Below are 26586 nucleotides of genomic sequence, written 5' to 3'. Positions count from 1 at the left end.
GCTGTCTCTATTCATTTTTTTAGAAAAATGGTATGATAGACCGTATGTTTATGGAATCCGGAGGTGTAGAAAATGGCGAAAATAACAAAAGAAGAAGTAATAGAAGTGGCTCACTTGGCGCGTTTGGCAATTACTGATGAAGACGCGGAGCATTTTGCGGAGCAATTGGAAGCGATCACCAATGCGATGGAATTGTTGAACGAATTGGATACGGAAAATGTGGAACCGACGACGCATGTATTGCCGTTGGTCAATGTTTTGCGTGAAGACAAGGCGATCGCAGGATTGCCGCGTGAACTCGTTATGAAAAATGTAAAAGAGCATGAAGGCGGCCAGGTACGCGTGCCGACTATTCTAGACTGAATGTGAGGAGGGTATTAGATGAAATTAGCTGAAAAAACTGCAGCACAGTTGCAGGAGTTATTACATAGCAAAGAATTGACGATTGTGGAAATGACGGAACAAACGTTTGGTCGCATCAATGAATTGGATCCAAAAGTCGATGCCTTTTTGGCATTGAACGAAGAGCAGGCGACTAAAGAAGCTGCTGAAATGGACAAGGCTGCTATGGAAGACCGCGGACCGCTTTACGGCCTGCCGATCGGCGTAAAAGACAATATCGTTACAGAAGGATTAGAGACGACAGCGTCGAGCCTTATTCTGAAAGGATTTAACCCGATCTATAACGCGACTGTGGTCGAAAAATTGCGCGCAGCAGGTATGGTTATCGTTGGGAAATTGAACATGGATGAATTCGCGATGGGCTCATCCACTGAAAACTCCTACTATAAAAATACAAAAAATCCATGGAACTTGGAAACGGTTCCCGGCGGTTCTTCCGGTGGATCGGCTGCGGCTGTAGCATCCGGTGAAGTGCCGTTTACACTCGGTTCCGATACTGGCGGATCGATCCGTCAGCCGGCTGCTTTTTGCGGCGTCGTCGGCATGAAGCCGACATACGGCCGCGTATCGCGTTTCGGGCTGATCGCTTATGCCTCATCGCTTGATCAAATCGGGCCGATTACGCGCACGGTCAAAGACAATGCACTGCTATTGAATGCCATTGCCGGCCATGATGAAAAAGATTCGACGTCTGCAAACGTAGACGTTCCGGATTTCACAGCTGCATTGACTGGTGATATCACAGGCTTGCGCATCGGCGTGCCGAAAGAATATTTCGCAGAAGGCGTCAGCGAAGCTTCGAAAAAAGCGGTGAAAGATGCGCTGCAAGTGCTTGAAGAAAAAGGCGCGACATGGGAAGAGATTTCCTTGCCGCATTCCAAATATGCGCTTTCCACATATTATATTTTGGCATCGTCTGAAGCGTCTTCCAACCTGTCCCGTTTTGACGGAATACGCTATGGCTACCGTACAGAGAAAGCCGGCAACTTGCTTGAGTTCTACATGAATACGCGTGCAGAAGGCTTCGGCGACGAAGTGAAGCGCCGCATCATGCTCGGTACTTACGCGCTAAGCTCGGGTTATTACGATGCTTATTACAAAAAAGCACAAAAAGTACGTACCTTGATCAAGCAGGATTTCGATAAAGCGTTCGAGCAATACGATGTTATCATCGGGCCGACTACGCCGACTCCGGCATTTGAAATCGGCGAAATCATCGATGATCCATTGACGATGTATGCGAACGATATTTTGACGATCCCTGTTAATTTGGCGGGCGTGCCAGCCATTTCGGTCCCTTGTGGGTTCGACGGCGGCTTGCCGCTCGGCTTGCAGATCATCGGCAATTATTTCGATGAAGAAACAATTTACCGCGTCGCAGATGTTTTTGAAAAGGCGACCGATTTCCATAAAGAAACACCGCAAACATGGGAGGGAACTACCCAATGAATTTTGAAACAATTATCGGGCTTGAAGTCCACGTCGAACTGAAGACGGAATCCAAAATGTTCTCGCCTTCACCTGCGCATTTCGGTGCAGAACCGAATACGAATACAAACGTGATCGACCTTGGCTACCCAGGCGTCCTACCGGTCGTCAATAAAACAGCAGTCGATTGGGCTATGAAAATGGCACTCGCACTGAACTGCGAGATTTCACGCCATACGAAGTTCGATCGCAAAAACTATTTCTACCCGGATAACCCGAAAGCCTATCAGATTTCCCAGTTCGATGAGCCGATCGGCGAACACGGCTGGCTGGAAATCGAAGTGAACGGCGAGAAGAAGCGCATCGGCATTACGCGCCTTCATATGGAAGAAGATGCCGGAAAACTGACGCATACCGGCAATGGCCATTCCCTTGTCGACTTTAACCGTCAAGGAACGCCGTTGATCGAAATCGTCTCAGAGCCGGACATCCGCACACCGGAAGAAGCGTACGCGTATTTGGAGAAAATCAAGTCGATCATCCAATATACAGGCGTGTCCGATGTGCGCATGGAAGAAGGCTCGCTGCGCTGCGACGCCAATATTTCCTTGCGTCCATACGGCCAAGAGCAGTTCGGGACGAAAACCGAATTGAAAAACTTGAACTCTTTCAACTTCGTCAAAAAAGGTTTGGAGCATGAGCAAGTGCGCCAAGAGCAAGTGTTGTTGTCTGGAGGCATCATCGAGCAGGAAACACGCCGCTATGATGAGTCGACAGGCAAGACGCTTCTCATGCGCATTAAAGAAGGCTCGGATGATTACCGCTACTTCCCGGAACCGGACCTGGTTGATATCGTCATTGACGATGCATGGCTCGAGCGTGTTCGTGCGGAAATTCCTGAATTGCCGGATGCCCGTAAACTGCGTTATGTTTCCGAACTTGGCATGTCTTCTTACGATGCGATGGTCTTGACGCTTCAGAAACCGATTTCCGATTTCTTTGAAGCAACTGTCAAAGCCGGCGCTGATGCGAAACTGACGTCGAACTGGCTGATGGGTGAAGTTTCCGCTTACCTCAATGCCCAGCAAAAAGAGCTTGAGGACACGGAACTGACGCCGGAAGGTCTTGCCGGCATGATCAAATTGATCGGAGAAGGAACGATTTCTTCTAAAATCGCCAAAAAAGTCTTTAAGGAATTGATCGAAAAAGGCGGCGATCCGAATAAGATCGTGAAAACGCAAGGCTTGGTACAGATTTCGGATGAAAATATATTGCTGGAATATGTCACGAATACATTGGATGCCAATCCACAATCGATTGAAGACTTTAAAAACGGCAAAGACCGCGCAATCGGATTTTTGGTCGGACAGATTATGAAAGCAACTAAGGGTCAGGCCAATCCGCCGCTCTTGAACAAAATCCTCCTCGAGGAAATTGCGAAACGATAAAAACGAAAGGATGGCTGATTCAGCTATCCTTTTTTTTGCGTATTAAAGGCTGGATGTTCTTAAAATTGTTATCAGTTTGAGGTTACGCTTCAAGTGTTCGCTTGCCGAGGGGCGGGCGTCGAGCCCTTATGGCTGTGCCATATAGGTCTCGCCAGTCCCACGCGATCCTTCAGGCGTCGGCCCCTTTCCGCTTCATCTCTAGTTTTATATTTTTGTAAGTTGTCTTCACCAGCTTTTTCAAAATAGAATTATGTTAAATATGATCACACTGTTTTTTCTATACACTTTCAATAGATGATTCAGTAAGGTTAGCAGTCAAAAATCCAGCAAAGGGATTCCAACTAACCGGAAACATGAACCAAATTAGAACCATCTGCGCATACCACTGCTTAGTGAAATCACCAAGCAGCCGAGCGTCCAGGGCTAGCCGAAGCAATGAGATAAGCGGTTTTCTTGGCTCATTGCGAGAGGCACTCCCAAAGCCAAAGCCCAGATGCATTTTTTAGCGCGTGAAAAAATTAAAAATGCTCAGCATTTACACACCAGCCCTAAATACCTGAAGCTATGCTGAAAAGCTCCAGCCATGTGATTCCAACCAAAGGCAACAGTGTAAAGCAGCAGATTTGTTTTCACTTTAACCACCCTGAAAACCCAGAGCCCGCATGATTAGCATAGTGAAGAAAAAGCTGTCAGAAGAAACTGTTTCATCACCATATAACTTAAAAACAGGAACATTTCCATGTCTTTTTGCTTAAAAGTTTGCCGCAAAGGGAAAAGAACAGGTAAACTGTTTTGTAAGGAGATGTGATAGCATGATGACTGAACTGGAATATTTTGAACATGCCATTTCACTTGAAAAATACATGGTGCAAATGGAATCCAACCAAGAAAAAACATATGCAATATATGAGAAGTTCGATTTGCCTGAAGATCCGGAGTTGCTGGGCTTGCTAAAGCAAAAGCAACCGAAAATTTTGGCGATTACCGAAGATTGGTCCGGTGATGCGATGATGGTCAATCCGATTCTCCGGAAATTGGCCGAAGCGGCTGATGTCGAGGTGCGTTGTGTTTACCGGGACGATAACCCGGAACTGATGGAGCGGCATTTTACAAATAGCGGAAAGTCGATTCCGAAATATGTTTTCCTTTCACAAGAAGGGGATGTTGTGGGAGCATGGGGGCCGCGTTCGCCGAAAGTCCAGAAAATGGTTGAAGAGAAAAAAGCGAAGCTTCCGGAAGAAACGGATCCGCATTACAAACTGCACTGGAAAACCGTAATCGGGGAAATTTCCGATCGCTTCACATCCGACCCGGAGTTATGGCAGGATACGTATGAGGATTTGAGCAAAAGCTTGCAGGAAAGTTTGGCATAAATGTAATGAATGGGCTTGCCGGCTGCAGAAAGCCCTGATTCGGGAACTTTCTGCAGCGCTTGCATGTCCTGTTTTATAGAATGGTCCAGAAAGGCTGAATCCGATGAAACGAGCACGCATTATTTACAATCCGACAGCTGGCAGGGAATTGTTCCGCCGCCACCTCCCGGAAGTGTTGGAAAAGATGGAGATTGCAGGATATGAAACTTCTTGCCATGCGACGACATCTGAAGGAGACGCAATCAAGGCAGCGGAATACGCAGTAGAGCGCAAATTCGATTTGGTCGTTGCGGTCGGCGGTGATGGGACACTCAATGAAGTGGTATCGGGCATCGCTAAATATCCGGAGAGGCCGAAAGTAGGCCTGATTCCAATGGGGACGACCAATGATTTTGCACGGGCGGTCCACATCCCACGGGATATTAACCGGGCAGTTGATATTATTACCCAAGGCGATTCAATTCCGGTCGATATCGGTGTAATGAATGACGAACGATATTTTGTCAATATCGCGGGCGGCGGGCGCTTAACGGAATTGACATACGAAGTGCCGAGCAAACTGAAGACGGTGCTTGGGCAATTGGCGTATTACTTGAAAGGCATTGAAATGCTGCCATCGATCCGCTCGTCCCGTGTCCGGATTGAATATGACGGCGAAGTGTTTGAAGATAAAGTGATGATGTTTTTGATCGGCTTGACGAATTCCGTCGGCGGATTTGAAAAACTGGCGCCGGACGCCAGCATCAACGACGGCAAATTCACCTTGCTCATTTTGAAAGAATTGAATATGGCGGAGTTTATCCGCGTCGCATCACTAGCGCTCAGAGGCGAGCATTTATCGGACCCGCACGTTTTGTATGTCAAAGCGAGCAAAATATCGGTCACATCCAATGAGCGTGTTTTGCTTAATCTGGACGGGGAGTTCGGCGGCATTTTGCCAGCCACGTTCGTAAACTTAGAGCGCCATATCGAAATGTTTGTGCCGCTCGACTATATACGGGAAGTCGACCGGAAATGACAAAAGCTATCCATCATCCAGCAAATTCTGGATGGCGGATAGCTTTTTATAGTTGCTTCAGCAAAGAAGGGGTTAATACTCCAAGAGCTCGATCGCTTCATCTTGTTCAGCAGCAAGCTTCGGCAAGTTTTCGATCGGCTCCCAGCGGTACTGCACGACCAGCCCGTTGTCGCGGCCTTCGCTTTTGATCGTGTGCTCGAACGCTTCAATATTTTCGCCTGTGTATTCGAAGTGGAAGATGTTGCGCTCATATGCTTTGTCTTTGTTCGGCGGGTAGTAATTGTACTTATGGATCTTGCCGACAAACTCCAATACATCACGCTGCAAGCCGGTTTCTTCTTTCACCTCACGGTAAAGCGCATCAATCAATAACTCATCTTCACCGATTGTGCCGCCGGGCACCTGTAATCCGACTTCTGGTTCTCCTTTGTACTCGAATACAAGCAATTGGCGGTTGTTTTCATCGCCTTGTGTAATATAGGCAAACACCTTTCTCTTTTTCTCCATATAAATCATCCTTTTCTTTTGTTCATTATAGAATACTAAAAATTCAGCAAAATTTCAATACCCATCTACTGGGGTTTGTCACATCTTATTCAAACATAGGCGGGAATCTAATGCCTTTGGGAAGTTTCCAGCGCGTCCTTTAAGGTACAATAAAATATATAACGGGCCATGGCCCATGTAAAGGGGACGAGAATTTTGGGATTTGAAGACACGGCCTTACAGAGCCGTATATTGACCTTAATGACCTTATCTTTCCATATCATCTACGCGACGGTCGGTGTGGGGGTCCCGCTCATGATCATGATTGCCCAGTGGGTCGGGATCCGGAAAAAGGACGAACATTACATCCTCCTGGCACGCCGCTGGGCGAGAGGGTTTGTCATCACGGTCGCAGTCGGCGTTGTGACCGGTACGGCGATCGGCCTTCAGCTGTCCTTATTATGGCCGAACTTCATGCAGATGGCGGGGAACGTCATCGCGCTTCCGTTATTCATGGAAGTCTTCGCATTTTTCTTTGAAGCGATTTTCCTCGGCATTTATTTGTATACGTGGGACCGGTTTGAAGACCAGCGCAAGCATTTCCTGTTGCTGATTCCAGTCGCGGTCGGTGCGGCCGCTTCCTCGGTGTTTATTACGATCGTCAACTCGTTCATGAACGCACCGCAAGGGTTTGAGGTGTTGAACGGCGAGCTGGTCAACATCAGCCCATTGCTTGCGATGTTCAGCCCGGCGGTGCCGACGAAAGTGGCGCACGTCCTGGCGACGGCGTTCATGACGAGTGCGTTTGTGCTCGCCTCGATCGCCGCATATCGCCTGATGCGCGGATCAAATCATATTTACCATAAAAAAGCTTTGTTCCTGACGATGAAGCTTGGGTTGGTCTTTTCGATCGCCACCGCGATCATCGGCGATTTTTCCGGCAAATACTTGGCGGAATACCAGCCGGAGAAATTGGCGGCTGCCGAGTGGCATTTTGAAACCGAAGCGGAAGCGGATCTTATCCTGTTCGGTGTATTGGACGGGGAAGAAGCGAAATACGCCATCCGCATTCCGTATGCCTTGAGTATTTTGGCGCACGGGGTGCCGAACGCGGAAGTGATCGGCTTGAACGAATTCCCGGAAGATGAAATTCCGCCGCTGTGGATCCATTACCTGTTCGACACGATGGTCACACTCGGCATGTGGCTGGCGTTCTTCTCCTTCGTCTATGTCGTCGGCGCGTGGCGCGGCTGGTCCATCATCACCAAGACCTGGTTCCGCTGGCTGACGGTCATGACCGGTCCACTCGCGATGCTGGCGATTCAAGCCGGCTGGTGGTTCACGGAAGTCGGACGTCAGCCGTGGATTTTGCGCGGCTACATGAAGACCAGTGAAGGCGCGACGACAAGCGGCAACGTCGACTTGATGATCGTGCTGTTCGCTGGCCTCTACCTCATTCTCGGCATCGGGACGGTCGTCGTGTTGTCCCGCATGTACAAACGCAACCCGGTCGAAGATGAATTGGCGCAGCGTGAATCGAACAAAGGCGGTGAGGAACAATGACTTTAGAAATAATCGGGATTTCCGTTCTCTGGCTGTTCTTGTTCCTGTACGTCATTGTGGCATCGATTGATTTCGGCGCCGGATTCTTCAACGCCTACAGCGCGTTTTCGGACAAACAGCACGTGTTGACCGGCGTTGTCCAGCGCTACTTGTCGCCGGTGTGGGAAGTGACGAACGTCTTTTTCGTCTTCTTCTTTGTCGGCATCATCGGGTTTTTCCCGCAGACCGCCTTCTACTACGGGACGACCTTGCTCGTGCCGGCGAGCATCGCATTGATCTTGCTCGCGATACGCGGCTCCTATTACGCGTTTGCGACCTACGGAGCGAAGATCAATCACCGGGGCTATATCTACATGTATGGCTTGTCGGGGCTCTTGCTTCCGGCGGCGCTGTCGCCGGTGCTGGCCATTTCAGAAGGCGGCTTTATCCGTCTCGAAGGCGGCCAGCCGTCGCTCGATTATTGGGCGCTCTTCATGAGCCCCTTGATGTGGAGCATCGTCGTCCTGAGCATCGCCGCAGTGCTCTACATTTCCGCGGTGTTCCTCACATGGTACGCAGCGAAGGCGGGCGATGCCAAGGCGACAACACTGCTTCGCAAATACGCGCTCATCTGGGCAGGCCCGACGATCGTGACTGCGACCGGGATCATCTTCGAACTGCGCGGACACAATCCGGAACATTACGCGAACTTGCTCGATCTGTGGTGGATGTTCGCGCTGTCGTTCCTGTTGTTCCTTGGCACCGTCTACTTGGTCTGGAAGCGGCGCAATTACGGCATGGCGTTCATTTTGCTGGTCGGCCAGTTCTTTACCGCGTTTTTCGCTTACGGCGCGTCGCATTATCCGTATTTGCTGTATCCGCATTTGACGATTTACGATAGCTTCACGAACGAATCGATGGCGATTGCGTTGATCATCGCCTTTATCGCAGGGCTTGGACTGCTTTTGCCGTCCTTGTATCTGTTGTTCCGCCTGTTCCTGTTCGACAAGGATTATGTCAAAGGGAAATCGGATTACCACGCCTAAAGGAGGCCCCACAAGCATGAGTGATTTTTTCATTTTCTATGCCCCGTTTCTGGTGATCATTCTGGCGATTGCCGTCGGTTTTTGGGTATCGCTGAAAGATGGTCCGGTAACGAAAGAAAAGAAATAAAGAGAAACTTCAATCAGTGGGGTTTTCGTCATCTCCCACTGATTGTTAGTTGATCCAATCGGATTTTTACGGCCCGTTGATCTCCTACTTCAAGAGGTGTGAGTCTTACGGATTGTTAAAGCGGGATAAAGCTGTGGCGGGGACTTCCCGCCGCAGTTTTTTTATGCCCGGAATGCCGCAGCCTGGCGGATATGATACAATAAGTCAATGTGAAATGGAGTGAACGTAATGAAGCCAGTAACGAAAAATGAACGCTTGTCCGTATACGTCGAAGACTTGACCCATGACGGTGCAGGCGTCGCCAAAGTGGACGGCTATCCGTTGTTTATCAAAGAAGCATTGCCTGGTGAAACCGTGACGGTGCATGTTTTGAAAACCCTGAAATCATATGGGTTTGCAAAACTCATATCGATTGAAGAAAAATCCGCAGACCGCATCGATGCACCGTGCCCAGTGTTTGAAATTTGCGGCGGCTGCCAGTTGCAGCATTTATCCTACGAAGGCCAGTTGAAATACAAAGAGAAAGTTGTACGCGATGCGATGGCACGTCTCGGGAAATTGCCGGACGTGCCGGTCCATCCGGTCAAAGGCATGGACAATCCGTGGCGCTACCGGAATAAATCACAGATTCCGTTCGGCCAGGAAGACGGGCGGGTCGTCGCCGGTTTCTATCAACCGCGTTCTCACCGGATTGCGGATACCGATATTTGCCTGATCCAAACGCCGGAAGCGGATCTGCTCATGGCATCACTCAAGCGCAATCTGCAGGATATGGGCATCGAGCCTTACGAAGAGAAGACGCACCGCGGCATGCTGCGCCACGTCGTTGTCCGTAAAGCCCGCGTGACCGGTGAATTGATGGTCGTCCTCGTGACGAAGAAAAAGAAATTCCCACAAGCGGAGCGTGCAGTGGAGTTGATCCGCACAGCGCTGCCGGAAGTAACGTCAATCATGCAGAACGTCAATCCGGAAAAAACGAATGTGATTTTCGGGGACGAGACCGTCAACTTATGGGGGAAAGACATCATCGAAGACCAGATCGGCGATGTGCGCTTTGAAATTTCCGCGCGTTCATTCTACCAGGTCAACCCGGAACAGACGGAAGTGCTGTACGGACAGGCGCTCGACTATGCAGGGCTGACTGGCAGTGAAACCGTGATCGATGCGTATTGCGGCATCGGCACAATCTCGTTGTTTTTGGCGCAGCGCGCGAAATTTGTCATGGGCGTGGAAATCGTCCCGCAGGCGATCGAAGACGCGCAACGCAATGCCACTCTGAACGGCTTCACCAATACATTGTTCGAAGCAGGGCCCGCCGAACAAGTCATTCCGCGCTGGTACAAGGAAGGCAAAGTAGCGGACGTGCTCGTTGTCGATCCGCCGCGTAAAGGCTGTGATGAAGCATTGCTTCAGACGATGCTCGAACAAAGACCTGAACGCATTGTCTACGTCTCGTGCAACCCGGCGACGCTCGCACGCGATTTACGCATTCTTGAAGACGGCGGCTATCGGACGCAGGAAGTCCAGCCAGTCGATATGTTCCCGCAGACGACGCATGTGGAATGTGTCGCGTGGCTGACAAGAAACTAACAGCCCGTAAAAAAATGATTCCGAAATGTGGATATTTTTAAATATGGTAATTAACCCCATTATATTTTCGCCCTCGATATTTGTTCATAGAACTTTATCGGGGTTTTTTTCTGTATAAAGCAATCAATGAAATTGTCCGAAAACTAAAGACTTTTGAATGAAGGGAATTGTCATGGGGTATTGAAATAATCAAGAACCACTTTACTAAGAATGAAGTTTGATATCGAATCATCCTAATGAAAGGGAGGAATAACGGTATGAAGATTGGAATTATAGTGCATTCTCAGACTGGAAACACATTACTTGTCGGTGAAAAACTGCTTGAAAAATTACGGACCGATGGCCATGAAGTTACGCTAACCAGGATGCAAAATATTGGGGACCCAAGTGCAACTCAAAATCCTAAAGACATTGAACTGGATAGTATGCCGGAAGTGACTGGATACGATGCTTTGATTTTTGGAGCTTGGGTACAGGCTTTTAATTTATGTCCCGGATTTTCCAAGTATCTAAAGCAATTACCTGAAATTGAGAGGAAGCATGTATCGTGCTTTGTAACCCAGCAATTCCGGTACAAGTGGATGGGAGGCAGTTTTGCTTTGTCCAAAATGAAGAAACTGCTCGCAGAAAAAGGCGTCAAGGTAAGTTCATCGGGTGTCATTAATTGGTCCAATAAAAAAAAGGAACAGCAAATTGATGAGCTCGTTGCCCGTTTTAGTGGACAATACGAGGCCTGAATCCTGGAAATTGCAAAGCTCTTCTCTACTGATTGCACGCGATTATGTTGCGCAGGAGGTTTACGCGATGAAGATTATCGATTTTTTATGGAATAGTGACCCTGCCGTCAAGAGGCAGACAGAAATCTATCTGTTGGGCGTTCAAAGCCCTTATATAGAGGATGGGTGGATCGGTGAATTTCTCTCTCGGTATAACGAACAACAGCAAACTTGGGGAAATGTCTGTGGAAGATGACGTTTGTGTCGTGGCAATGCTCGTGAGTTTGCTAAGTTATGGCCAGCAGTCAACGTCCATTATTGATGAAATGGTTCATTATTTAATCGAAATGCAGATGCCGGATGGTGGCTGGAACTGCGCTACCGTTCACGGGCCAAGCAGGAAAAGCTCCATTCACACCACTTTGTCAGTTCTTGAAGCCTACACAGATTACGAAAAACAAGGCTATACCAATTTACTTCCCGCTATTAGAGAGCAAACACAAGCGGGACAGGCGTATTTGCTGCGCAGGAAACTCATGCGCAAACAATCGACCGGAGAGATCATCTCTCCTTCCACTTTCATTTTCCAACAAGATGGAAATATGACGTCTTGCGGGCGTTAAGTTATTTTGCAGCTATCAATTATCCATATGAGCCCTCATTAAAGGAAGGGTTGGACATCCTTAAAAAGAAGTTTCGCAAGAGGGTATTCGACCAAAGGGCCTCAACACCCAGGGCGTGTTCATTTCCAAATGAAAAATACAAAAATCGGTGCAATGAACACATTGAGAGGATTAATGGTTCTGAAACAGTATGACCTGGATTATTACAATGAAATAATCAGTAAAGAAATTGCCATCTAGTAAACTGCGCTGAGGGCGAAAGAAAGGGGAACCGACAGAAGATGACAGATCAGAGTGTTCGATTCAAGCGGCTCACTCAGGATGCTGAATCTCTCCAGTTGTTCAGGCAGCTGAACGGACTTTTTGCTGATGCTTTTGAGGAAACCGACACGTATCTCAGAAACAAGCCTTCGGATGATTATCTGTTATCACTATTAACGAAAGATCATTTCATCGTTTGTGTTGCACTGGCCGATGACTGTGTGGCGGGAGGCCTTGTCGCGTATGCTTTGGAGAAGTTCGAGTAGGAACGAAGTGAAGTATATATTTACGATTTGGCTGTCGATAGCCAACACCGCAGAAAGAAGATTGCTACGAATCTCATCCGTTTTTTGAAAGATGAAGCTGCCGGCTTGGGCGCGTGGGTGGTTTTTGTCCAAGCAGATCCCATCGATACAGCTGTTGTAAAACTATACGAATCGCTCGGCATCCGGAAGGAAGTGTTTCACTATGATTTCGAGGTGGAGAAACGAACCGAATAAACAGGTTGGTAAATGCAGTCTAGGGGAACCTCTTCTGCGGGCAGTTGATAGTTTTACGGCTAAGCGAAGCTAACAATAAAAGCAATAGTTAAAAAAAGTGACGCTGGAACGATGAAAGGAGAATGGGCGTGAGCAAAATCCAAGAAAAATCAGCCCAATCACTGACTGCGGAATCAGTCGAACTGCTTCCACATGTGCCGTATTTGTTACAGGATTTATGGGAGCTTGGTTCTTCTCCGGGAGATATAAGTGAACTGCTTTCAGCGCATGTTCCGATGTTGAATACAGCACAAATTCTGGATTTGGCTTGCGGAAAAGGGGCGGTCAGCGTCCATTTGGCTAATCGTTTCGGATGCCGCGTCAAAGGAGTGGACCTTGTTCCAGAGTTTATCGAGTTCGCCATACAAAAAGCCCATGACCACAAAGTGCAAGATTTATGTGAGTTTGCTGTCGCTGATATTAACGAAACCGTCAAAACGGAAAACGGTTATGATGCGGCCATTCTCGGGGCGGCGGGGGATGTGCTCGGCACTCCTGAAGAAACGCTCCGCAAACTGATAGGAACGGTTAAAAGTGGAGGCTATATGATCCTCGATGACGCCTATGCGCATGAAAAAGCAGGTGGCTCCTTGACGAAAGAACAGTGGCTTGCGGTTTTCGGGCGGACTGGGGTGGAATTGATTGCCGACCGGGAAATGGACGGGGAAAAATGGCGAACTCAATGCCGTGCAGCAGGCTTTGATTGCAAAACGGGCACAGCAATTGAAGAAAGAGTATCCGGGCAAAGCACAACTTTTTGATGGGTATATGACAAGCCAGCAGGCTGAGTGCGCTGAATTGGAGAACGATGTCACTGCTGTCATGCTTTTGCGGGTTCGGTAAGTTAAATGCGACAGAGGAGTAATGATAATGTACGAACAGAAAACGAAAGAGCACGGCGGCGATGTTGTCGAATTCATTGAAGCGGTGCAAAAACCGGGCATGAAAGAAGATGCCTATAAATTGTTGGAGATATTTGAACAAACGACGGGTTATCCGCCGAAAATGTGGGGCGACAGTATCATCGGTTGCAGTTCCTATCATTACCGCTATGCAACGGGCCATGAGGGCGATGCGCCACTCGCAGGGTTTTCCCCGCGCAAGGCGAAAATCAGCTTATACCTCACCGGCTGTGCGGAAAAAGAACCGGATGCACTCGAACGGCTCGGCAAATGCACGTCGGGAAAATCGTGCATTTATGTCAATAAGCTCAGCGATATCGACCCCGAAGTGCTAAAAACTTTGATTCGTAATGCGGTGGCGTATTTAAAGGAAACTTACCCGGAAAAATGACAAACAGTAAATGAGTTTTTTGGTTGGAAGGTTTTAGGAGCCTTTCATTTCGGGTATAGAAGGAGTGAAACTATCTACAAAGGGAGTAGAGGCAAGATGGATCACATACCCATTTCCAAGTTTGAGGACAAACGTTCGTTGGTGATCGAAGAACTTGTTGCGAACAATGTTTTTAAAATTAACGGCCGACAACTATACGAACTGTCCTTATATGAATTGCTAAAGGAACACACTGATAAAAGCCTAAGCTCATAAGCTCAGGCTTTTTTAATATTCGCGGGAGCCAATGAAATTTTCATGTGACAACCCGATTTATGGCTGCAGAAAAATGGACGCTATTTCTGGACAATATAGGAGGGACAAGCATGCATCATCAAAAACTGGAAAGCTACCGAACAGGCAAGCTGGACGAAATGACCATCGCCAAAATGCAGGAAGAAATGGAATTGGGGAATGTAACGTCGGAAGAACTGGTGTTGATGTATAAAGAAAATATTTCCTTACGCAACCAAAACCTCAACGCTATGCTGGAAATCAATCCAGACGCGCTGCTTACTGCACAAGCACTCGACTTCGAACGGAGACAAAAAGGACCGCGCTCGAAACTCCACGGCATCCCGCTGCTCATCAAAGACAATATCGATACAGGCGATAAAATGCATACAAGTGCCGGGTCTCTGGCGCTGGAAAATCATTATGCTTTGCGTGACGCAACAGTCGTGGAGAAGTTGCGTGCAGCGGGTGCGGTCATTCTCGGCAAAACGAATATGACCGAATGGGCCAATTTCATGAGCGATAAAATGACCAATGGCTATAGCTCGCGCGGTGGACAAGTGAAAAATCCTTACGGCCCGTTTGATGTCGGCGGTTCGAGTTCGGGCGCAGCGGCCGCAATCGCCACGAATTTGGCGGCAGCGGCCATCGGAACCGAAACATCCGGTTCGATTATCAACCCAGCCGCTCAAAATAGCCTAGTGGGGATCAAGCCGACCATCGGGCTCATAAGCCGGCGTGGCATCATTCCATTGTCGCATACGCAAGATACTGCAGGCCCGCTAGCTCGGACAGTAGAAGATGCCGTAACAGTATTTGAGGCTTTGATCGGGAAAGATGAAGAGGATACGATTACAGCATTTGCCGAGACGTTCAATAGTTATGATTGGCATCAACACTTGAAAAAAAATGGGCTGTCCAGTGTCTGTTTTGGTGTTGACCGTGAGTTGTTCAAAAAAATCGGTGACGAACAACTGGATGCGTTTGAAAAAGCGCTCGATCAGCTGCGCGAATGCGGTGCGGACATCAAGGAAATCAGCCTTGGAGCCGACCAGGAAGACCTCGGCTTTGCGGTATTGCTCCATGAATTCAAATCCGACCTGAATGCCTATTTGGCAAGCTCCAACCCGGGGCAGCCGATCCGCTCGCTGCGGGATATCATCAGTTTCAACAACGAGCATTCAACAACGATGCTGAAGTTCGGCCAGAACCTGCTCGAACAAGCCGATCGCTTAAGCGGCATGCTGACGGAAAGGGAATATGTCGAAGCGCTTGAGCGCAATCGTTTTTTGGCGGCGGAACAAGGGATGAATGCGAGCCTTCAGAAAGCAAGGGTCGATGCGCTGCTGTTGCCGCAGGATTTCGGCTGCAATATCGGAGCCGCTGCCGGATTCCCGTCGATTACGGTGCCGTATTGCCAGACGCAAGCTGGCGAACCGTTCAGCATCACTTTTGCCGGACAAGCATTTGATGAGCCGAAACTCATCGAGTACGCTTATGCGTTTGAACATGCAACCAAAGGGCGTCAGCGTCCATAACCTAAAACAGCCTCTTCGCATAATTTGCGAAGAGGCTGTTTTAGGTTTATTTCAATTGGCGCCAAATTTGTTCGAGTGTCAGCTGCAACTGTGCATCGAGTCCCCGAGACGCACCTAAAGTCGTCAGGGCGCTGTGGATGATTGCCATGCGCGGTTTTTCAGCGATGAGTTCTTCCTCAAGAAATGCCAGTAGCTCTTGCTGTTCCGGCAGCTCGGCGGAAACGGCGAAGCGTTCCAATTGTTTTGTGCTTTCAGTCAGCGTCATCTGTTCAGTCGACTCCTGCAGGAACAGGTCGGACAAGAAGCGCTCGCCGTCCGCCAATTGGATTTCAAGCGCTTGTTTCATGCGGCGCACAATGTAGTCGGTCAATTCAACGAGAGGCAATTGCTGGTCGGTGCTGAGGCGCCAAACATGCATCAATTGCTGGAGCGCACCGTTTGCCGTTGCGGCATTTTCGAGGGCATAGGGCCGTGCTTGTTCCCCGAACAGGTCGATGATGCGATCCTTGATCCAGTTCAATTCGCCAATATACTGGCTTTTGGCGAATGCCTTCAGCTCTTCGTCCTGGGAATAGAAAATGCTTTCATACAGCGAGAATAAGTTTTTCTCATGATTCATGCGGATGCGGATTGCCAATTGCTTAGCGAGAAGATCCGCATCGGAAGGCCGATTGCCCGAACGCGACGGAGATGCGTTCTGTGCGGATATCTTCACTGATCGATTCCATCAAGGCGATCAAGCATTCTGACTTGGACGTGAAATAATTATAGAACGTACCTTTCACTGGCGGCCTTTATCGTTCGCCAACTAAAGCTTGAGGAACCGCTGCTGGAGCTCCGCGTCTATAAGCATCCGATGTTCGCGTTGTCGTCTGTTATCTCGGTCACTTTATCGATGGCGATGTTCTCGGCGATGATCCTCATGCCGATTTCACCGATCGAATCCGGCCTCTTGATGCTGCCCGGTGCCATCATCATGGGCATCATGTCGCCGGTGACGGGTCGATTGTTTGACTGCTACGGCGCCGAAGTGCTGGCGATTACGGGCCTGGCGATTGTCGTCTATACAACATTTCTGTTTAGCAATTTATCGCTTGAGACCGGGTATTTTGAAATCATGGCGATTTACACTTTGCGCATGTTCGGCATCTCGATGGTCATGATGCCGGTCATGACGAACGGCCTCAACCAATTGCCGATGAAATCCTATCCGCACGGAACAGCAATCAATAATACTTTGCAGCAAGTGTCCGGTGCGATCGGTTCTGCGTTTCTTGTTACTTTGATGAATACGCGGACCGAATCCGTGGCACAAAATCTCATAGCAGGGGGGCCACAGAACAAGCGGCCATGATTCCCGCAATGCTAGAAGGAATCAACTTTTCGTTCACCGTGTCGACGTTCATCGCACTCGCTTCTTTAGTACTGGCATTTTTCATTAAAAAGCCAGACTTGCACGCGACAGAAGAAGAAAAAGAACGCGTCTACAAACGGCGATACGCAGATTAACAGGCAAGGCGGTTTTCCGGAAATGGAGCCGCCTTTTCATGTGCCGAAAAAGGCGTCCGCGCGCCGGATATGGTACACTAAAGGCATCGAAAAGAAGGTGGAATGGCACATGAATTGTATAGAAGATTTGAGTCCTGTATGGCAGGAAAAATGGCAAAAAACCGGTTTTTCCGAATTGATGCCGATTCAAGAACAGATGATTCCGGAAATGCTCGCAGGAAATGACATTGTCGCGGAATCTCCGACGGGGTCAGGCAAGACATTGGCGTATATTTTACCAATACTCGAGCGCATCGATCCAAAAAAACCAGCGACGCAAGCGATGATCATCGCCCCGTCTCAAGAGTTGTCGATGCAGATCGTCAACGTCTTGCGCGAATGGACAGAGGGGACGGATGTCACCGTCACGCCATTGATCGGCGGTGCCAACGTCCAGCGGCAGCTGGATAAGCTGAAGAAAAAACCGACGATTGTCGTCGGTACGCCCGGTAGATTGAATGAACTGGTCAAAAACAAAAAACTGAAGATGCATGAAATCCGCATCATGGTTCTCGATGAAGGCGATCAATTGATGGCGCGTGAGCACCGCGGCGTCATGAAAGATTTGATCGAAAAAACCCAGCAGGACCGCCAGCTGGTGTTGGTATCGGCGACGATCACCGAAGAAATCGAACTGGTCGCGGAGCGCTTGATGAAGTACCCGACTCGACTGCAAGTATCTGCGGCAGATTTGCCGAAGCAAGGAAAAGTAACCCATTCATTCATCAAAGTGGATGAGCGGGATAAAACTGATTTGTTGCGCAGCCTGTCTCATATGAAGGGCGTCAAAGCATTGGCGTTTGTGAACAGTTTGGACCAAGTACTGATGAAAGAAAGTAAACTGAAGTTCCGCGATGCCAAAATCGCGACTTTGCATTCCGAAATGAAAAAAGAAGAGCGCAAAAAAGCGCTCGATGATTTCCGTAAAGGCGACACCGCTGTGTTGATTGCAACGGAAGTGGCAGCGCGCGGCTTGGATATCGACCAAGTGACGCATGTTGTCCACGTCGATGTGCCGATGTCGATTGAGCAATACTTGCACCGTTCAGGCAGAACGGGACGTGCTGGAGCCGACGGGGAAGTATTGACGCTTTTGGCGTATGCGGATGAGAAATATTATAAGAAATTAACGAAGCAATTGCCGGATAAAGCGGTGCAGAAAATCATGCACGGCGGTGAACTGATCGAAGGCAATAGCAAAACCATCTCGGCGAAGGGGAAAAACCGATGAGTTTTGAGGAAAAGTTAGCGCAGTATGCAGAACTGGCTGTTCGCGTTGGGGTCAATGTCCAGCCGGGCCAGGAACTGTTGATTGCAACGACGACGGATACCGTGGAATTCACGCGCTTAGTCGTTGCGAAAGCTTATGAAGCGGGCGCGAAACAAGTCCATGTTGCGTTTTCTGATCCGGTCGTCACGCGGACGCATTATGAACTGGCGCCGGACAGAGCGTTTCACGAGTTTCCGGATTGGGTTGTGCGACAGCGCGATGCCATCATCGACAAAAAAGGCGCGTTTTTATGGATCGACGCCGAAGATCCGGATCTTTTGACAGGTATCCCGGCGAAGCGTCTGAGCGATGCGCAAAAGTCTGCCGGCAAGGCGCTGGAGCGTTACCGGCAAGCAGTCGGTTCCGACAAAATCGCTTGGTCGATCGTAGCGATCCCGTCGGAAAAATGGGCGCAAAAAGTGTTTCCGGACGAAGAGGACCAAATGGCCGCTTTATGGGAAGTGATCTTTCAAACTGTGCGCATCGGTGAAACGGATGCTGTTGAGCTTTGGCAAAAGCATATCTTAAAGCTCGAACAACGCGCAGCGCTGCTCAATGAACGGCGCTACCAAAAATTGCATTACCGGGCGCCCGGCACTGATTTGACGATTGGGTTGCCGCCGGCTCATATGTGGATGAGCGGTGCATCCCGCACGCCGGAACAAGTGCCGTTTATCGCCAATATGCCGACAGAAGAAGTGTACACCGTTCCGTCAAAAGAACAAGTTGACGGCATTGTGCGCAACACGAAGCCGCTCGTTTATCAGGGCAACCGAATTGATGAATTCACTTTGCGCTTTGAAAATGGCCGCATTGTGGAAGCGCAAGCGGAGGTCGGCGAGGATTTGCTCCGTGAATTGATTACAACGGACGCAGGTGCGGCGTATCTCGGTGAAGTGGCACTCGTGCCGCATCAGTCGCCGATTTCAGATTCCGGCATTTTGTTCTACAATACATTGTTCGATGAAAATGCGTCGAACCATTTGGCGATCGGCGATTCCTATCCGACTTGCCTTGAAGGCGGGAAAGAATTGGAGCGGGATCAGCTGAAAGATTATGGCCTTAACACATCAATCGTCCATGAGGACTTTATGATCGGCTCGAGTGAAATGGACATCGACGGAATTACAGCTGATGGCAAGGTCGAAGCGGTTTTCCGCAACGGCAATTGGGCATTCTAACGAGGTGAGAAAATGAAGAAAACAGCAAGCATGTTACTGGCAGGACTTATACTAACGGGCTCTGCGTCTGCAGCATCTGCTGAATTGCAGGTGCCGGCCGTGTATGTCGCGATCGGCGATTCACTGGCTGCCGGACAGACGCCGGACCGTGCCATCGATAGCGGTTATACTGATTTGATTGCACAGGAATTAACGCGCAATCAGCCGGTCGCGTTATATTCGAAAGACCTGGCGTTTCCAGGTTTCACTGCAGCGGAAGTACTGGACAGCATCCAATCCGATGAGGCAGCGGAATTACTCGCTTCAGCGAATATTGTCACAGTGTCTGCAGGGGCAAACGATTTATTGCGCCTCGTGCAGCCGAACGCTGCCGAAGGTTCATTGAACTATGAACAGATCCAGGCGGATTATGCACTGAATGCGGCTCGTGAGAACGTCGGGAAGATTTTGGCGGACCTGTCTGACAGCGCGCCGTCTGCGGATGTCTATGTAATGGGGTATTATTTCGCATATCCGCATGCCCGTGACAGCCAAAAGCAAGGCACGGCAAAACAGCTCGATCAATTGAACGCTATTCTGGAGCAGGAAGCGGAGCGGGCAGGCGCGACATTTGTCGGAGTCTCAGAGCGCTTCGGGGAAGAGGCTGTGGAACTGGTGCCGAATGCCGGCGACGTGCATCCGAACGTGAACGGCTATCAGGAAATGGCGAATGCTTTCTTTGAGCAGTATTCGGAAGGCTCTACTGTAGAAGATGCAGAGCTGCCGCCACTAGCACCGATGAGCTTTGAAGAAATCCAGCAAACGCAAGAAGATTCATCTTCTGAAGAACCGGAACAAACGCAACAGCCGGAACAAGATGCTCAAGATGAGTCTGCGGACAATGATGCCGCAGCCCGGCCAACTGAGCGCACGCCGCATGATTATCTAGCCATCCGACAAGCATTGCCATTTGTTTAAGGAATGTGGGTGCGGATTTTAAACTCAACATAAAAAAGGACGGAGAAAATATTTCATTTTCTCCGTCCTTTTATTCATTTAGCGGCGTTTGCTTGAGTCACTGCGGTTTGGTGAAGTATCTTCACCGTTATCGCTGTTCTTTTTTCTATTGTTCATCACTTTACGGATGATCGGGTAAGCAATCGGTCCGTATTTGATTGCTGATCTGACGAGTCTTCCAATAGCCATATTTATCGCTCCATTCGTTTTCATTTAAGGGTTTCATAGTATTTACCCGTTTTCATCACAAATTAAACATTTGTCTGGGCATAGGCATGGGCGAGGAGAATATCTTTATAGGCGTGGACGCTTGAAATCGAAACGTATTCTGCATTGCCGTGCCAATCGTCACCGCTCGGGCCAAACTCAATCGCGCCTTGTCCGTCGATTTTTTCAGCGTAATAGCGCGTATCCGCAGCGCCGTGCTGGCCAAAGAGCACTGGTTGTTCTTCGGTGATCTGTTCGACTGCGGTCATCAAGGTTTGGATATATGGGTGATCGTCTGTCGTCGTCAAGGCAGGAGTCGACCCGCTCGCTTTGTATTCCATATCGACGCCGACTGTTTCTGCAAGTTCAGCCATCTGGCGGATAATCTCGTCCTTGTCTTGTCCGGGCATAAAGCGGATATCATAAGACATATTGCAGATTTCAGGTACGACGTTGTAGCGGTCGCCGGCATTGATGATCGGCAAATTGACGGATGGCTGCTCGTAATACTCCGTGGATTCTTTGCGGAAGGGCAGATCTTTCATGCCAGCATGGTATTTCATCGCTGATTCGATGGCATTGATGCCTTCCCAAGGGCGCGAACCATGAGCGGGTTTTCCTTTGAACGTCAAATCCATCCGTAAAATACCTTTCGACTGGAGGCCGATCTTCAAGTGGGTCGGTTCGCCGCAAATGACAAAATCACCGTAATAGCCCTCATCAACTAACCACTTGGAGGTGTTGCGCCCGCCGATTTCTTCATCGGTCACGATATGGAGCTGCACTTCACGTGTCAATGCCGCAGCATCAAGCTCGATAAAAGCTTGCATCATGGCAGCGACACCGGCTTTCATATCGGCAGAGCCCCGTCCGTATAATTTGTCCCCTTCTTCCATGGTCGAAAATTGTTCAGGATGGCCAGGCACGACATCAACATGGCCGTTCCATATGACTTTCTCGAAGCCTTTTCCTTTGCTCGCCGTCAGCATGAGGTAGCCCTTATTATCGTGCACTGTAACGTCTTCACCTTTTGCTTTCAGCCAGGCAGAACAAAATAACAGCGCCTCATTTGCCCCTTCTTTCGTATCACTTTGAATTTTAATTAGGTCTTTTAATAAATCAATCATTCGTTAGGCAGCTCGCAAGCTGCCTCCACCACCTTTCTTAAATGTCTACTAATTTACTACCTACCCTATCCTTTTTGCTTGAAACGATTGCCAGCCTCAAATCCCTTGTGTACAATACAAATGATAACGAATTAATTGTATACACCACAAGGGGAGCTATAGCTGAGAGTGAACGATTTGTTCTTACCCTTCGAACCTGTAAGTTAATGCTTGCGCAGGGATGTGGATGGAAAACCGGCCCTTTCGGCGCCAGGATCTATCCTGGCGCCGTTTTTGTATTTTTCAGCAAAATCGGCCCTTCTGGTGATGTGCAAATCCAAAAGGAGGCAATTTTAAATGAGAAATTTGCGCGTATTATTAATGGTCGAGATTGCGATTTTTGCAGCGCTCGGCTTTGTATTGGACTTTGTGGCATTCCGTATGCCACAAGGCGGATCGGTCAGCCTGGTGATGATCCCGATTGTGCTGATGGCGTTCCGGAGAGGCGTTCTGGCAGGTGTGGCGACCGGTTTTTTGGTCGGATTGCTGCAGATTGTCACCGGCTTTATCTCAGTTGCCCCGCTGTCATTCGGTTTTGTTGTCATGCAAGTGATTCTGGATTATCTGCTGGCGTACAGTGTCGTCGGATTCGCCGGACTTTTGCGGGGCCGCTATTTGGAAGCCACCCTCACAAAAAAAACCGGCAAAATCGTTCTGATGGTAACACTCGGGGTATTGCTCGGTTCGTTTCTCCGCTATGTGACCCACGTCATCACCGGCATTCTTTTTTTCGGCATGTTTGCTGACGGCAATGTCTTCATCTATTCGGCAGTCTATAACGCCACGTATATGATTCCTGTCGCGGTTGTCGCGGCAGTTGTCTGCTCTTTGCTTTTTGTCACAGCACCGCGTCTTACGCGGCCTGAATCGTAATGGAAAACACCGTCTAGCTGTAGGCGGTGTTTATATGGTCCGAACCGGTGCGAGAAGCCAGTTTCCGACTGTTTTATGTTATAATGCTCAAATAGAATAGTGTGAAAGAAGGGTAAGTATGATAGCAACTACTGAAAAAGATATTGAAGGACTGAAAAAAGCCGGCCGCATGGTGGCGGAAATCCGTGAAACGATGAAAGCCGCTGTAAAACCGGGGGTTACGACGAAAGAAATCGACGAGCTGGGCGGCCGTTTATTCGAACAATGGGGCGGCGTGTCCGCACCGAAATCCGAATATGATTTCCCGGGTTATACATGCATCAGCGTCAACGAAGAAGTAGCTCACGGCATTCCCGGAAAACGCGTCATTAAAGAAGGCGACATCGTCAATATTGACGTGTCGGGTTCATATGGCGACTATTTCGCCGATACTGGCATTTCTTTTGTCGTCGGACAAGGGCATGAAGCCAAGGAGAAATTATGCAAAGCGGCAGAATCTGCATTCGATCGCGCCATGATGAAAGTAAAAGCAGGTGCGAAGCTTAACCAGATCGGCAAAGCAGTCGAGCGGGAAGCAAAAGACCAAGGGCTTTTCGTCATCAAAAACTTGACTGGGCATGGCATCGGGAAATCGCTTCATGAAGCACCGCAGCACATCCTCAATTATTATGATGCGTGGGAGACGACGATCCTTAAAGAAGGAATGGTGCTCGCCGTGGAACCATTTGTTTCCCAAAAATCCGAGCACATCATCGAATCCGGGGACGGCTGGACATTCATCACACCGGACCAGTCGCTTGTCGCACAAATCGAACATACAGTACTCGTCACAAAAGGCGAACCGATTTTGCTGACGAAATTGGAAAACTGAAGCTCGTGAATGAAATAAGAAAAAAAACAACCATCACCCGATGGTTGTTTTTTTATGGCGTAAAGTCCTGCTTCGCCGGTTTCTTCTTGATCAATAAAATACCTGTCATCAAAACGCCGCTTAGGAACAGGGCTGCTGTGCTGACCAATAATTCATCCATGCCATGCCTTACGACGATTGCAATGAATGCCCAGATAAACACTAGTGTCAGCGGAATATCCGAATGATGGAAGCGGATATGCAGCGCTAGCGCAGTTGCCACCGTCAACATAATCACCGTCCATAATTGGTCGCTGAGTCCCCAGCCGTTCCAACTATAAAAGGTCAGCACGTAGCTGATGTTGGCGATTGTCGCCACACTGATCCAGCCCAGATTGACGGAAATGGGCAAGCGCTCGGTAAAACCGCTTTCGAAATTATTGTATTGCAGATATAAGGCGATGAGCGACAATAAATAAGCAAGCATCGCGACAATCGACCAGATAAAATACTCGTAATGCCAGCAAAGCAGCCAAACAATATTAAAAATGGCACTTAATACAAAAAACAATGTAACTTGCGCTGAAGGATATACTCCTTTTTTCAAGCGCAGCCAAAAGCCGACAATCCAGACAGCCAACAGAATATATATAACAGACCAAATGGAAAACGCATAACCGGCCGGTGTAAAAAGCACCGGGACCCGGTTGGAGATTTCACCGGTAGCCTGACCGTTGATCGGCAGTATATTAGCCAAGGCATTCATTATGATGACGGCGATAAAGGCGAACGTCATCAGCAGTATGCGAATCATATGAAATCCCTCCTCATGTATCAGTATAAACTCGTACGCTGTTACGACCAATAAGAAAGTGCAGGAAGTTTCCTAAAAATGGCGATATCGTGAAAAGTGCCGGCAGGTCGCCATTTTCGTTGAGCTAGGGTAAATGTTATACTAATTAATGTATTTTGAAAATTCGTGAGTGCAGGGGGAAAACAATATGACAGCTATTTATCCGGAAGTATGGGAGCTCGACAGTCTATTTCAAGGGGGCAGCGAGTCAGCTGAGCTGAAAAAGCATTTGGGCGATACGGCTCAAAAACTTAAGAACTTCGAACAGGCGGCAGAGCAATTCGTGGTCCCGGCAGAACCGTCACAAGTGGCGGGTTTTTTGGAGCAGACGGCTGCCGTGTCGATAGATGTCCGCCAAGCGGGGGCGTTTATCGGCTGTTTGATGGCCCAAAACACAGAAGATAAGCAAGCCGCACTTTTGCAAAGTGAACATGCGCTTTTGAAATCCCGTTTCCAAAGCGCTTTTTTGAAATTCAAACAAGCGCTCATGGCTACCGAACAGGAAGCTTGGGAAAAGCTATTGGCGACCGAAAGTTTGCAGGAGTTTGCTTTCGTTTTGGAAGAATGGCGCGAGGAAGCGAAACGCCTGTTGTCCGAAAAAGAAGAAGGCCTGATTACAGGGCTTGGGATCGACGGCTACCACGCTTGGAGCGAGTTATACGATTTGCTGATTGCTTCGACCAAGGTGCGCGTCGATGTGGACGGGGAAGAGAAGACGTTATCGGTTGGGCAAGCGAATAATTTAAGCTCGCATAAAGATGCCACAGTCCGAAAACAAGCTTACGAGAAATTGGAGGAGGCATGGAGCGAAAAAGAAGAGCTTTTTGCGAAAACCTTGAATTCCTTAGCGGGATTCCGCCTGCAAATGTACAACAAGCGTGGAGTGGAAAGTGTGCTTGAAGAACCGCTTCGGATGAACCGTATGAAACAGGAAACGTTGGATGTCATGTGGCAGGCGATTAGCGAACACAAGCAGCCGTTTGCGGATTACTTGTCGCGCAAAGCCGAAATTCTTGGCAAAGAAAAGCTCGCTTGGCATGATATCGATGCACCCATTATCGAAAACTCCCAGCAGTTTGACTATGAGCAAGGCGCTGAGTTTATTCTTCGCCAGTTCGGGAAATTCGGCCTGGAATTGGAGCAGTTCTCGCGCCATGCACTGGAAAACGGCTGGGTGGAAGCGGAAGACCGTCCGCATAAAATGCCGGGTGGCTTTTGCACATCGCTGCCGAAAAGCGATGAATCGCGCATTTTTATGACCTATAGCGGATCAATGTCGAACGTTGCAACGCTTGCACATGAACTGGGCCATGCATTCCATACGTATGCACTGCAGCGAGCGCATTATTTGAACCGTTCTTATGCGATGAATGTCGCTGAAACAGCGTCGACGTTTGCAGAAATGATCGTGGCGGATGCAGCGGTGAAAAATGCGGAGACCAAACAAGAGGAAATCGCTTTACTGGAGGATAAAATTCAGCGCAGCGTAGCTTTTTTCATGAATATCCATGCTCGGTTCCTGTTCGAGACGAGGTTTTATGAGGAGCGGAAGAATGGTGTCGTTGCGGCAAGCCGCTTGAATGAATTGATGGAGCAAGCTCAAGAAGAAGCGTTTGCCGGCAGCTTATCGAGTGTGCATCCGCATTTTTGGGCATCGAAACTGCATTTTTATATTACCGACGTGCCGTTTTATAATTTTCCGTATACGTTCGGTTATCTCTTCTCGTTGAGCGTCTATGCAAAAGCATTGGAAGAAGGGCAGGGCTTTGAAGAAAAATATATGGCGCTGCTGCGGGATACGGCGATCATGAGCACTGAAGACTTGGCGATGAAGCATCTGGGGGAAGACATCACCCAAAAAGCATTCTGGGAAAAAGGTATTGCGCTATGCACAAAAGATGTCGAAGAGTTCATCAAATTGACTGCAGAAGAGGGATAA

Annotated in this window: 29 protein-coding genes, 1 pseudogene and 1 riboswitch; of the genes and pseudogenes, 25 read left to right on the top strand and 5 right to left on the bottom strand. The window is 48.8% G+C overall.

Translation table 11 applies throughout. The annotated features are described in order from the left end of the window. The first annotated feature begins 72 nt into the window (after positions 1–72). From gatC to J7E21_RS15265, 5 genes are all read left to right on the top strand, one after another. Complete coding sequence (gatC, locus tag J7E21_RS15285) at positions 73–363, top strand: Asp-tRNA(Asn)/Glu-tRNA(Gln) amidotransferase subunit GatC (protein ID WP_215109363.1); 291 nt, start codon at positions 73–75, stop codon at positions 361–363. An 18-nt stretch (positions 364–381) separates the two neighbouring features. Then, positions 382–1851 (top strand): Asp-tRNA(Asn)/Glu-tRNA(Gln) amidotransferase subunit GatA, encoded by a 1470-nt coding sequence (gene gatA / locus J7E21_RS15280; RefSeq protein WP_215109361.1) that lies wholly within the window; start codon positions 382–384, stop codon positions 1849–1851. Continuing rightward, entirely contained in the window at positions 1848–3278 is a 1431-nt protein-coding gene (gene gatB, locus J7E21_RS15275) for an Asp-tRNA(Asn)/Glu-tRNA(Gln) amidotransferase subunit GatB (protein WP_215109359.1), read from the top strand. Before gatA ends, gatB begins: the two co-directional genes overlap by 4 nt. A gap of 812 nt (positions 3279–4090) precedes the next feature. Further along, positions 4091–4651, top strand: coding sequence for a thioredoxin family protein (locus J7E21_RS15270; RefSeq protein WP_215109357.1), 561 nt, complete (start codon positions 4091–4093; stop codon positions 4649–4651). 103 nt (positions 4652–4754) lie between these two features. After that, positions 4755–5669, top strand: coding sequence for a diacylglycerol kinase (locus J7E21_RS15265; protein WP_215109355.1), 915 nt, complete (start codon positions 4755–4757; stop codon positions 5667–5669). 72 nt (positions 5670–5741) lie between these two features. Here the strand turns inward: J7E21_RS15265 and J7E21_RS15260 are convergent, their stop codons facing one another. Continuing rightward, a complete protein-coding gene (locus tag J7E21_RS15260; protein ID WP_215109353.1) occupies positions 5742–6176 on the bottom strand; it encodes an NUDIX hydrolase in 435 nt (144 codons plus the stop codon). Positions 6177–6371: 195 nt separating this feature from the next. On the opposite strand from J7E21_RS15260, the gene J7E21_RS15255 reads away from it, so the two are divergent. From J7E21_RS15255 to J7E21_RS15205, 13 genes are all read left to right on the top strand, one after another. After that, complete coding sequence (locus tag J7E21_RS15255) at positions 6372–7718, top strand: cytochrome ubiquinol oxidase subunit I (protein WP_215109351.1); 1347 nt, start codon at positions 6372–6374, stop codon at positions 7716–7718. Next, the gene (locus J7E21_RS15250) at positions 7715–8743 is read left to right on the top strand and encodes a cytochrome d ubiquinol oxidase subunit II (RefSeq protein ID WP_215109349.1); all 1029 of its coding nucleotides are present in this window, start codon (positions 7715–7717) and stop codon (positions 8741–8743) included. The genes J7E21_RS15255 and J7E21_RS15250 overlap by 4 nt, the downstream gene beginning before the upstream one ends. Before the next feature lie 16 nt (positions 8744–8759). After that, a complete protein-coding gene (cydS, locus tag J7E21_RS16685) occupies positions 8760–8870 on the top strand; it encodes a cytochrome bd oxidase small subunit CydS family protein (RefSeq protein ID WP_483313500.1) in 111 nt (36 codons plus the stop codon). Between the two features lie 228 nt (positions 8871–9098). Continuing rightward, positions 9099–10460, top strand: coding sequence for a 23S rRNA (uracil(1939)-C(5))-methyltransferase RlmD (gene rlmD / locus J7E21_RS15245; RefSeq protein ID WP_215109346.1), 1362 nt, complete (start codon positions 9099–9101; stop codon positions 10458–10460). A 257-nt stretch (positions 10461–10717) separates the two neighbouring features. Next, positions 10718–11197 (top strand): flavodoxin family protein, encoded by a 480-nt coding sequence (locus J7E21_RS15240; RefSeq protein WP_215109344.1) that lies wholly within the window; start codon positions 10718–10720, stop codon positions 11195–11197. A gap of 67 nt (positions 11198–11264) precedes the next feature. Then, positions 11265–11432, top strand: coding sequence for a hypothetical protein (locus tag J7E21_RS15235; RefSeq protein ID WP_215109342.1), 168 nt, complete (start codon positions 11265–11267; stop codon positions 11430–11432). After that, positions 11422–11799: a hypothetical protein gene (locus J7E21_RS15230; protein WP_215109340.1), complete on the top strand. Its 378-nt coding sequence runs from the start codon at positions 11422–11424 to the stop codon at positions 11797–11799. The genes J7E21_RS15235 and J7E21_RS15230 overlap by 11 nt, the downstream gene beginning before the upstream one ends. Positions 11800–12080: 281 nt before the next feature. After that, the gene (locus J7E21_RS16475; RefSeq protein ID WP_285228759.1) at positions 12081–12326 is read left to right on the top strand and encodes a hypothetical protein; all 246 of its coding nucleotides are present in this window, start codon (positions 12081–12083) and stop codon (positions 12324–12326) included. An 18-nt stretch (positions 12327–12344) separates the two neighbouring features. Beyond that, positions 12345–12560, top strand: coding sequence for a GNAT family N-acetyltransferase (locus J7E21_RS16470; RefSeq protein ID WP_353047798.1), 216 nt, complete (start codon positions 12345–12347; stop codon positions 12558–12560). Positions 12561–12688: 128 nt separating this feature from the next. Beyond that, positions 12689–13360 (top strand): class I SAM-dependent methyltransferase, encoded by a 672-nt coding sequence (locus J7E21_RS15220; protein WP_215109338.1) that lies wholly within the window; start codon positions 12689–12691, stop codon positions 13358–13360. A gap of 109 nt (positions 13361–13469) precedes the next feature. After that, positions 13470–13892, top strand: coding sequence for a DUF1801 domain-containing protein (locus J7E21_RS15215; RefSeq protein ID WP_215109336.1), 423 nt, complete (start codon positions 13470–13472; stop codon positions 13890–13892). A gap of 96 nt (positions 13893–13988) precedes the next feature. Next, positions 13989–14147: a Fur-regulated basic protein FbpA gene (fbpA, locus tag J7E21_RS15210; protein ID WP_215109334.1), complete on the top strand. Its 159-nt coding sequence runs from the start codon at positions 13989–13991 to the stop codon at positions 14145–14147. 110 nt (positions 14148–14257) lie between these two features. After that, positions 14258–15703: an amidase family protein gene (locus tag J7E21_RS15205; RefSeq protein WP_215109332.1), complete on the top strand. Its 1446-nt coding sequence runs from the start codon at positions 14258–14260 to the stop codon at positions 15701–15703. 46 nt (positions 15704–15749) lie between these two features. On the opposite strand, the gene J7E21_RS15200 is transcribed toward J7E21_RS15205, so the two are convergent. After that, positions 15750–16418, bottom strand: coding sequence for a TetR/AcrR family transcriptional regulator (locus J7E21_RS15200; RefSeq protein ID WP_215109330.1), 669 nt, complete (start codon positions 16416–16418; stop codon positions 15750–15752). Positions 16419–16481: 63 nt separating this feature from the next. Between J7E21_RS15200 and J7E21_RS15195 the strand changes: the two are divergent. The 4 genes and pseudogenes from J7E21_RS15195 to J7E21_RS15180 all read left to right on the top strand — a co-directional run. Continuing rightward, positions 16482–17212, top strand: a pseudogene (locus J7E21_RS15195) (MFS transporter); the annotation flags it as partial. 109 nt (positions 17213–17321) lie between these two features. Next, positions 17322–18482: a DEAD/DEAH box helicase gene (locus tag J7E21_RS15190; RefSeq protein ID WP_215109328.1), complete on the top strand. Its 1161-nt coding sequence runs from the start codon at positions 17322–17324 to the stop codon at positions 18480–18482. Further along, complete coding sequence (locus J7E21_RS15185; protein ID WP_215109326.1) at positions 18479–19702, top strand: aminopeptidase; 1224 nt, start codon at positions 18479–18481, stop codon at positions 19700–19702. The genes J7E21_RS15190 and J7E21_RS15185 overlap by 4 nt, the downstream gene beginning before the upstream one ends. Before the next feature lie 12 nt (positions 19703–19714). Further along, positions 19715–20659, top strand: a complete 945-nt coding sequence (locus J7E21_RS15180; RefSeq protein WP_215109324.1) for an SGNH/GDSL hydrolase family protein — start codon at positions 19715–19717, stop codon at positions 20657–20659. Between the two features lie 78 nt (positions 20660–20737). Here J7E21_RS15180 and J7E21_RS15175 read toward each other — a convergent pair whose 3' ends face one another. Next, on the bottom strand, positions 20738–20887 hold the full coding sequence (locus J7E21_RS15175) for a hypothetical protein (RefSeq protein WP_215109322.1): 150 nt from the start codon (positions 20885–20887) through the stop codon (positions 20738–20740). A 62-nt stretch (positions 20888–20949) separates the two neighbouring features. After that, positions 20950–22032, bottom strand: a complete 1083-nt coding sequence (locus tag J7E21_RS15170; RefSeq protein ID WP_215109320.1) for a M20 family metallopeptidase — start codon at positions 22030–22032, stop codon at positions 20950–20952. 139 nt (positions 22033–22171) lie between these two features. After that, positions 22172–22270, top strand: a riboswitch (TPP riboswitch). Between the two features lie 98 nt (positions 22271–22368). On the opposite strand from J7E21_RS15170, the gene thiT reads away from it, so the two are divergent. Both thiT and map read left to right on the top strand, forming a co-directional pair. After that, the gene (gene thiT, locus J7E21_RS15165; protein ID WP_215109318.1) at positions 22369–22944 is read left to right on the top strand and encodes an energy-coupled thiamine transporter ThiT; all 576 of its coding nucleotides are present in this window, start codon (positions 22369–22371) and stop codon (positions 22942–22944) included. Between the two features lie 118 nt (positions 22945–23062). After that, a complete protein-coding gene (gene map / locus J7E21_RS15160) occupies positions 23063–23815 on the top strand; it encodes a type I methionyl aminopeptidase (RefSeq protein ID WP_215109316.1) in 753 nt (250 codons plus the stop codon). 52 nt (positions 23816–23867) lie between these two features. Here the strand turns inward: map and J7E21_RS15155 are convergent, their stop codons facing one another. Further along, positions 23868–24608, bottom strand: a complete 741-nt coding sequence (locus tag J7E21_RS15155; RefSeq protein ID WP_215109314.1) for a tryptophan-rich sensory protein — start codon at positions 24606–24608, stop codon at positions 23868–23870. Between the two features lie 187 nt (positions 24609–24795). On the opposite strand from J7E21_RS15155, the gene J7E21_RS15150 reads away from it, so the two are divergent. Continuing rightward, the gene (locus J7E21_RS15150; protein WP_215109312.1) at positions 24796–26586 is read left to right on the top strand and encodes a M3 family oligoendopeptidase; all 1791 of its coding nucleotides are present in this window, start codon (positions 24796–24798) and stop codon (positions 26584–26586) included.

Source organism: Planococcus sp. ISL-109, from assembly GCF_018613655.1.
GTDB lineage: Bacteria > Bacillota > Bacilli > Bacillales_A > Planococcaceae > Planococcus.
The sequence above is the reverse complement of the archived record's forward strand: the minus strand, read 5'-3'. Positions and strand labels throughout refer to the sequence as shown.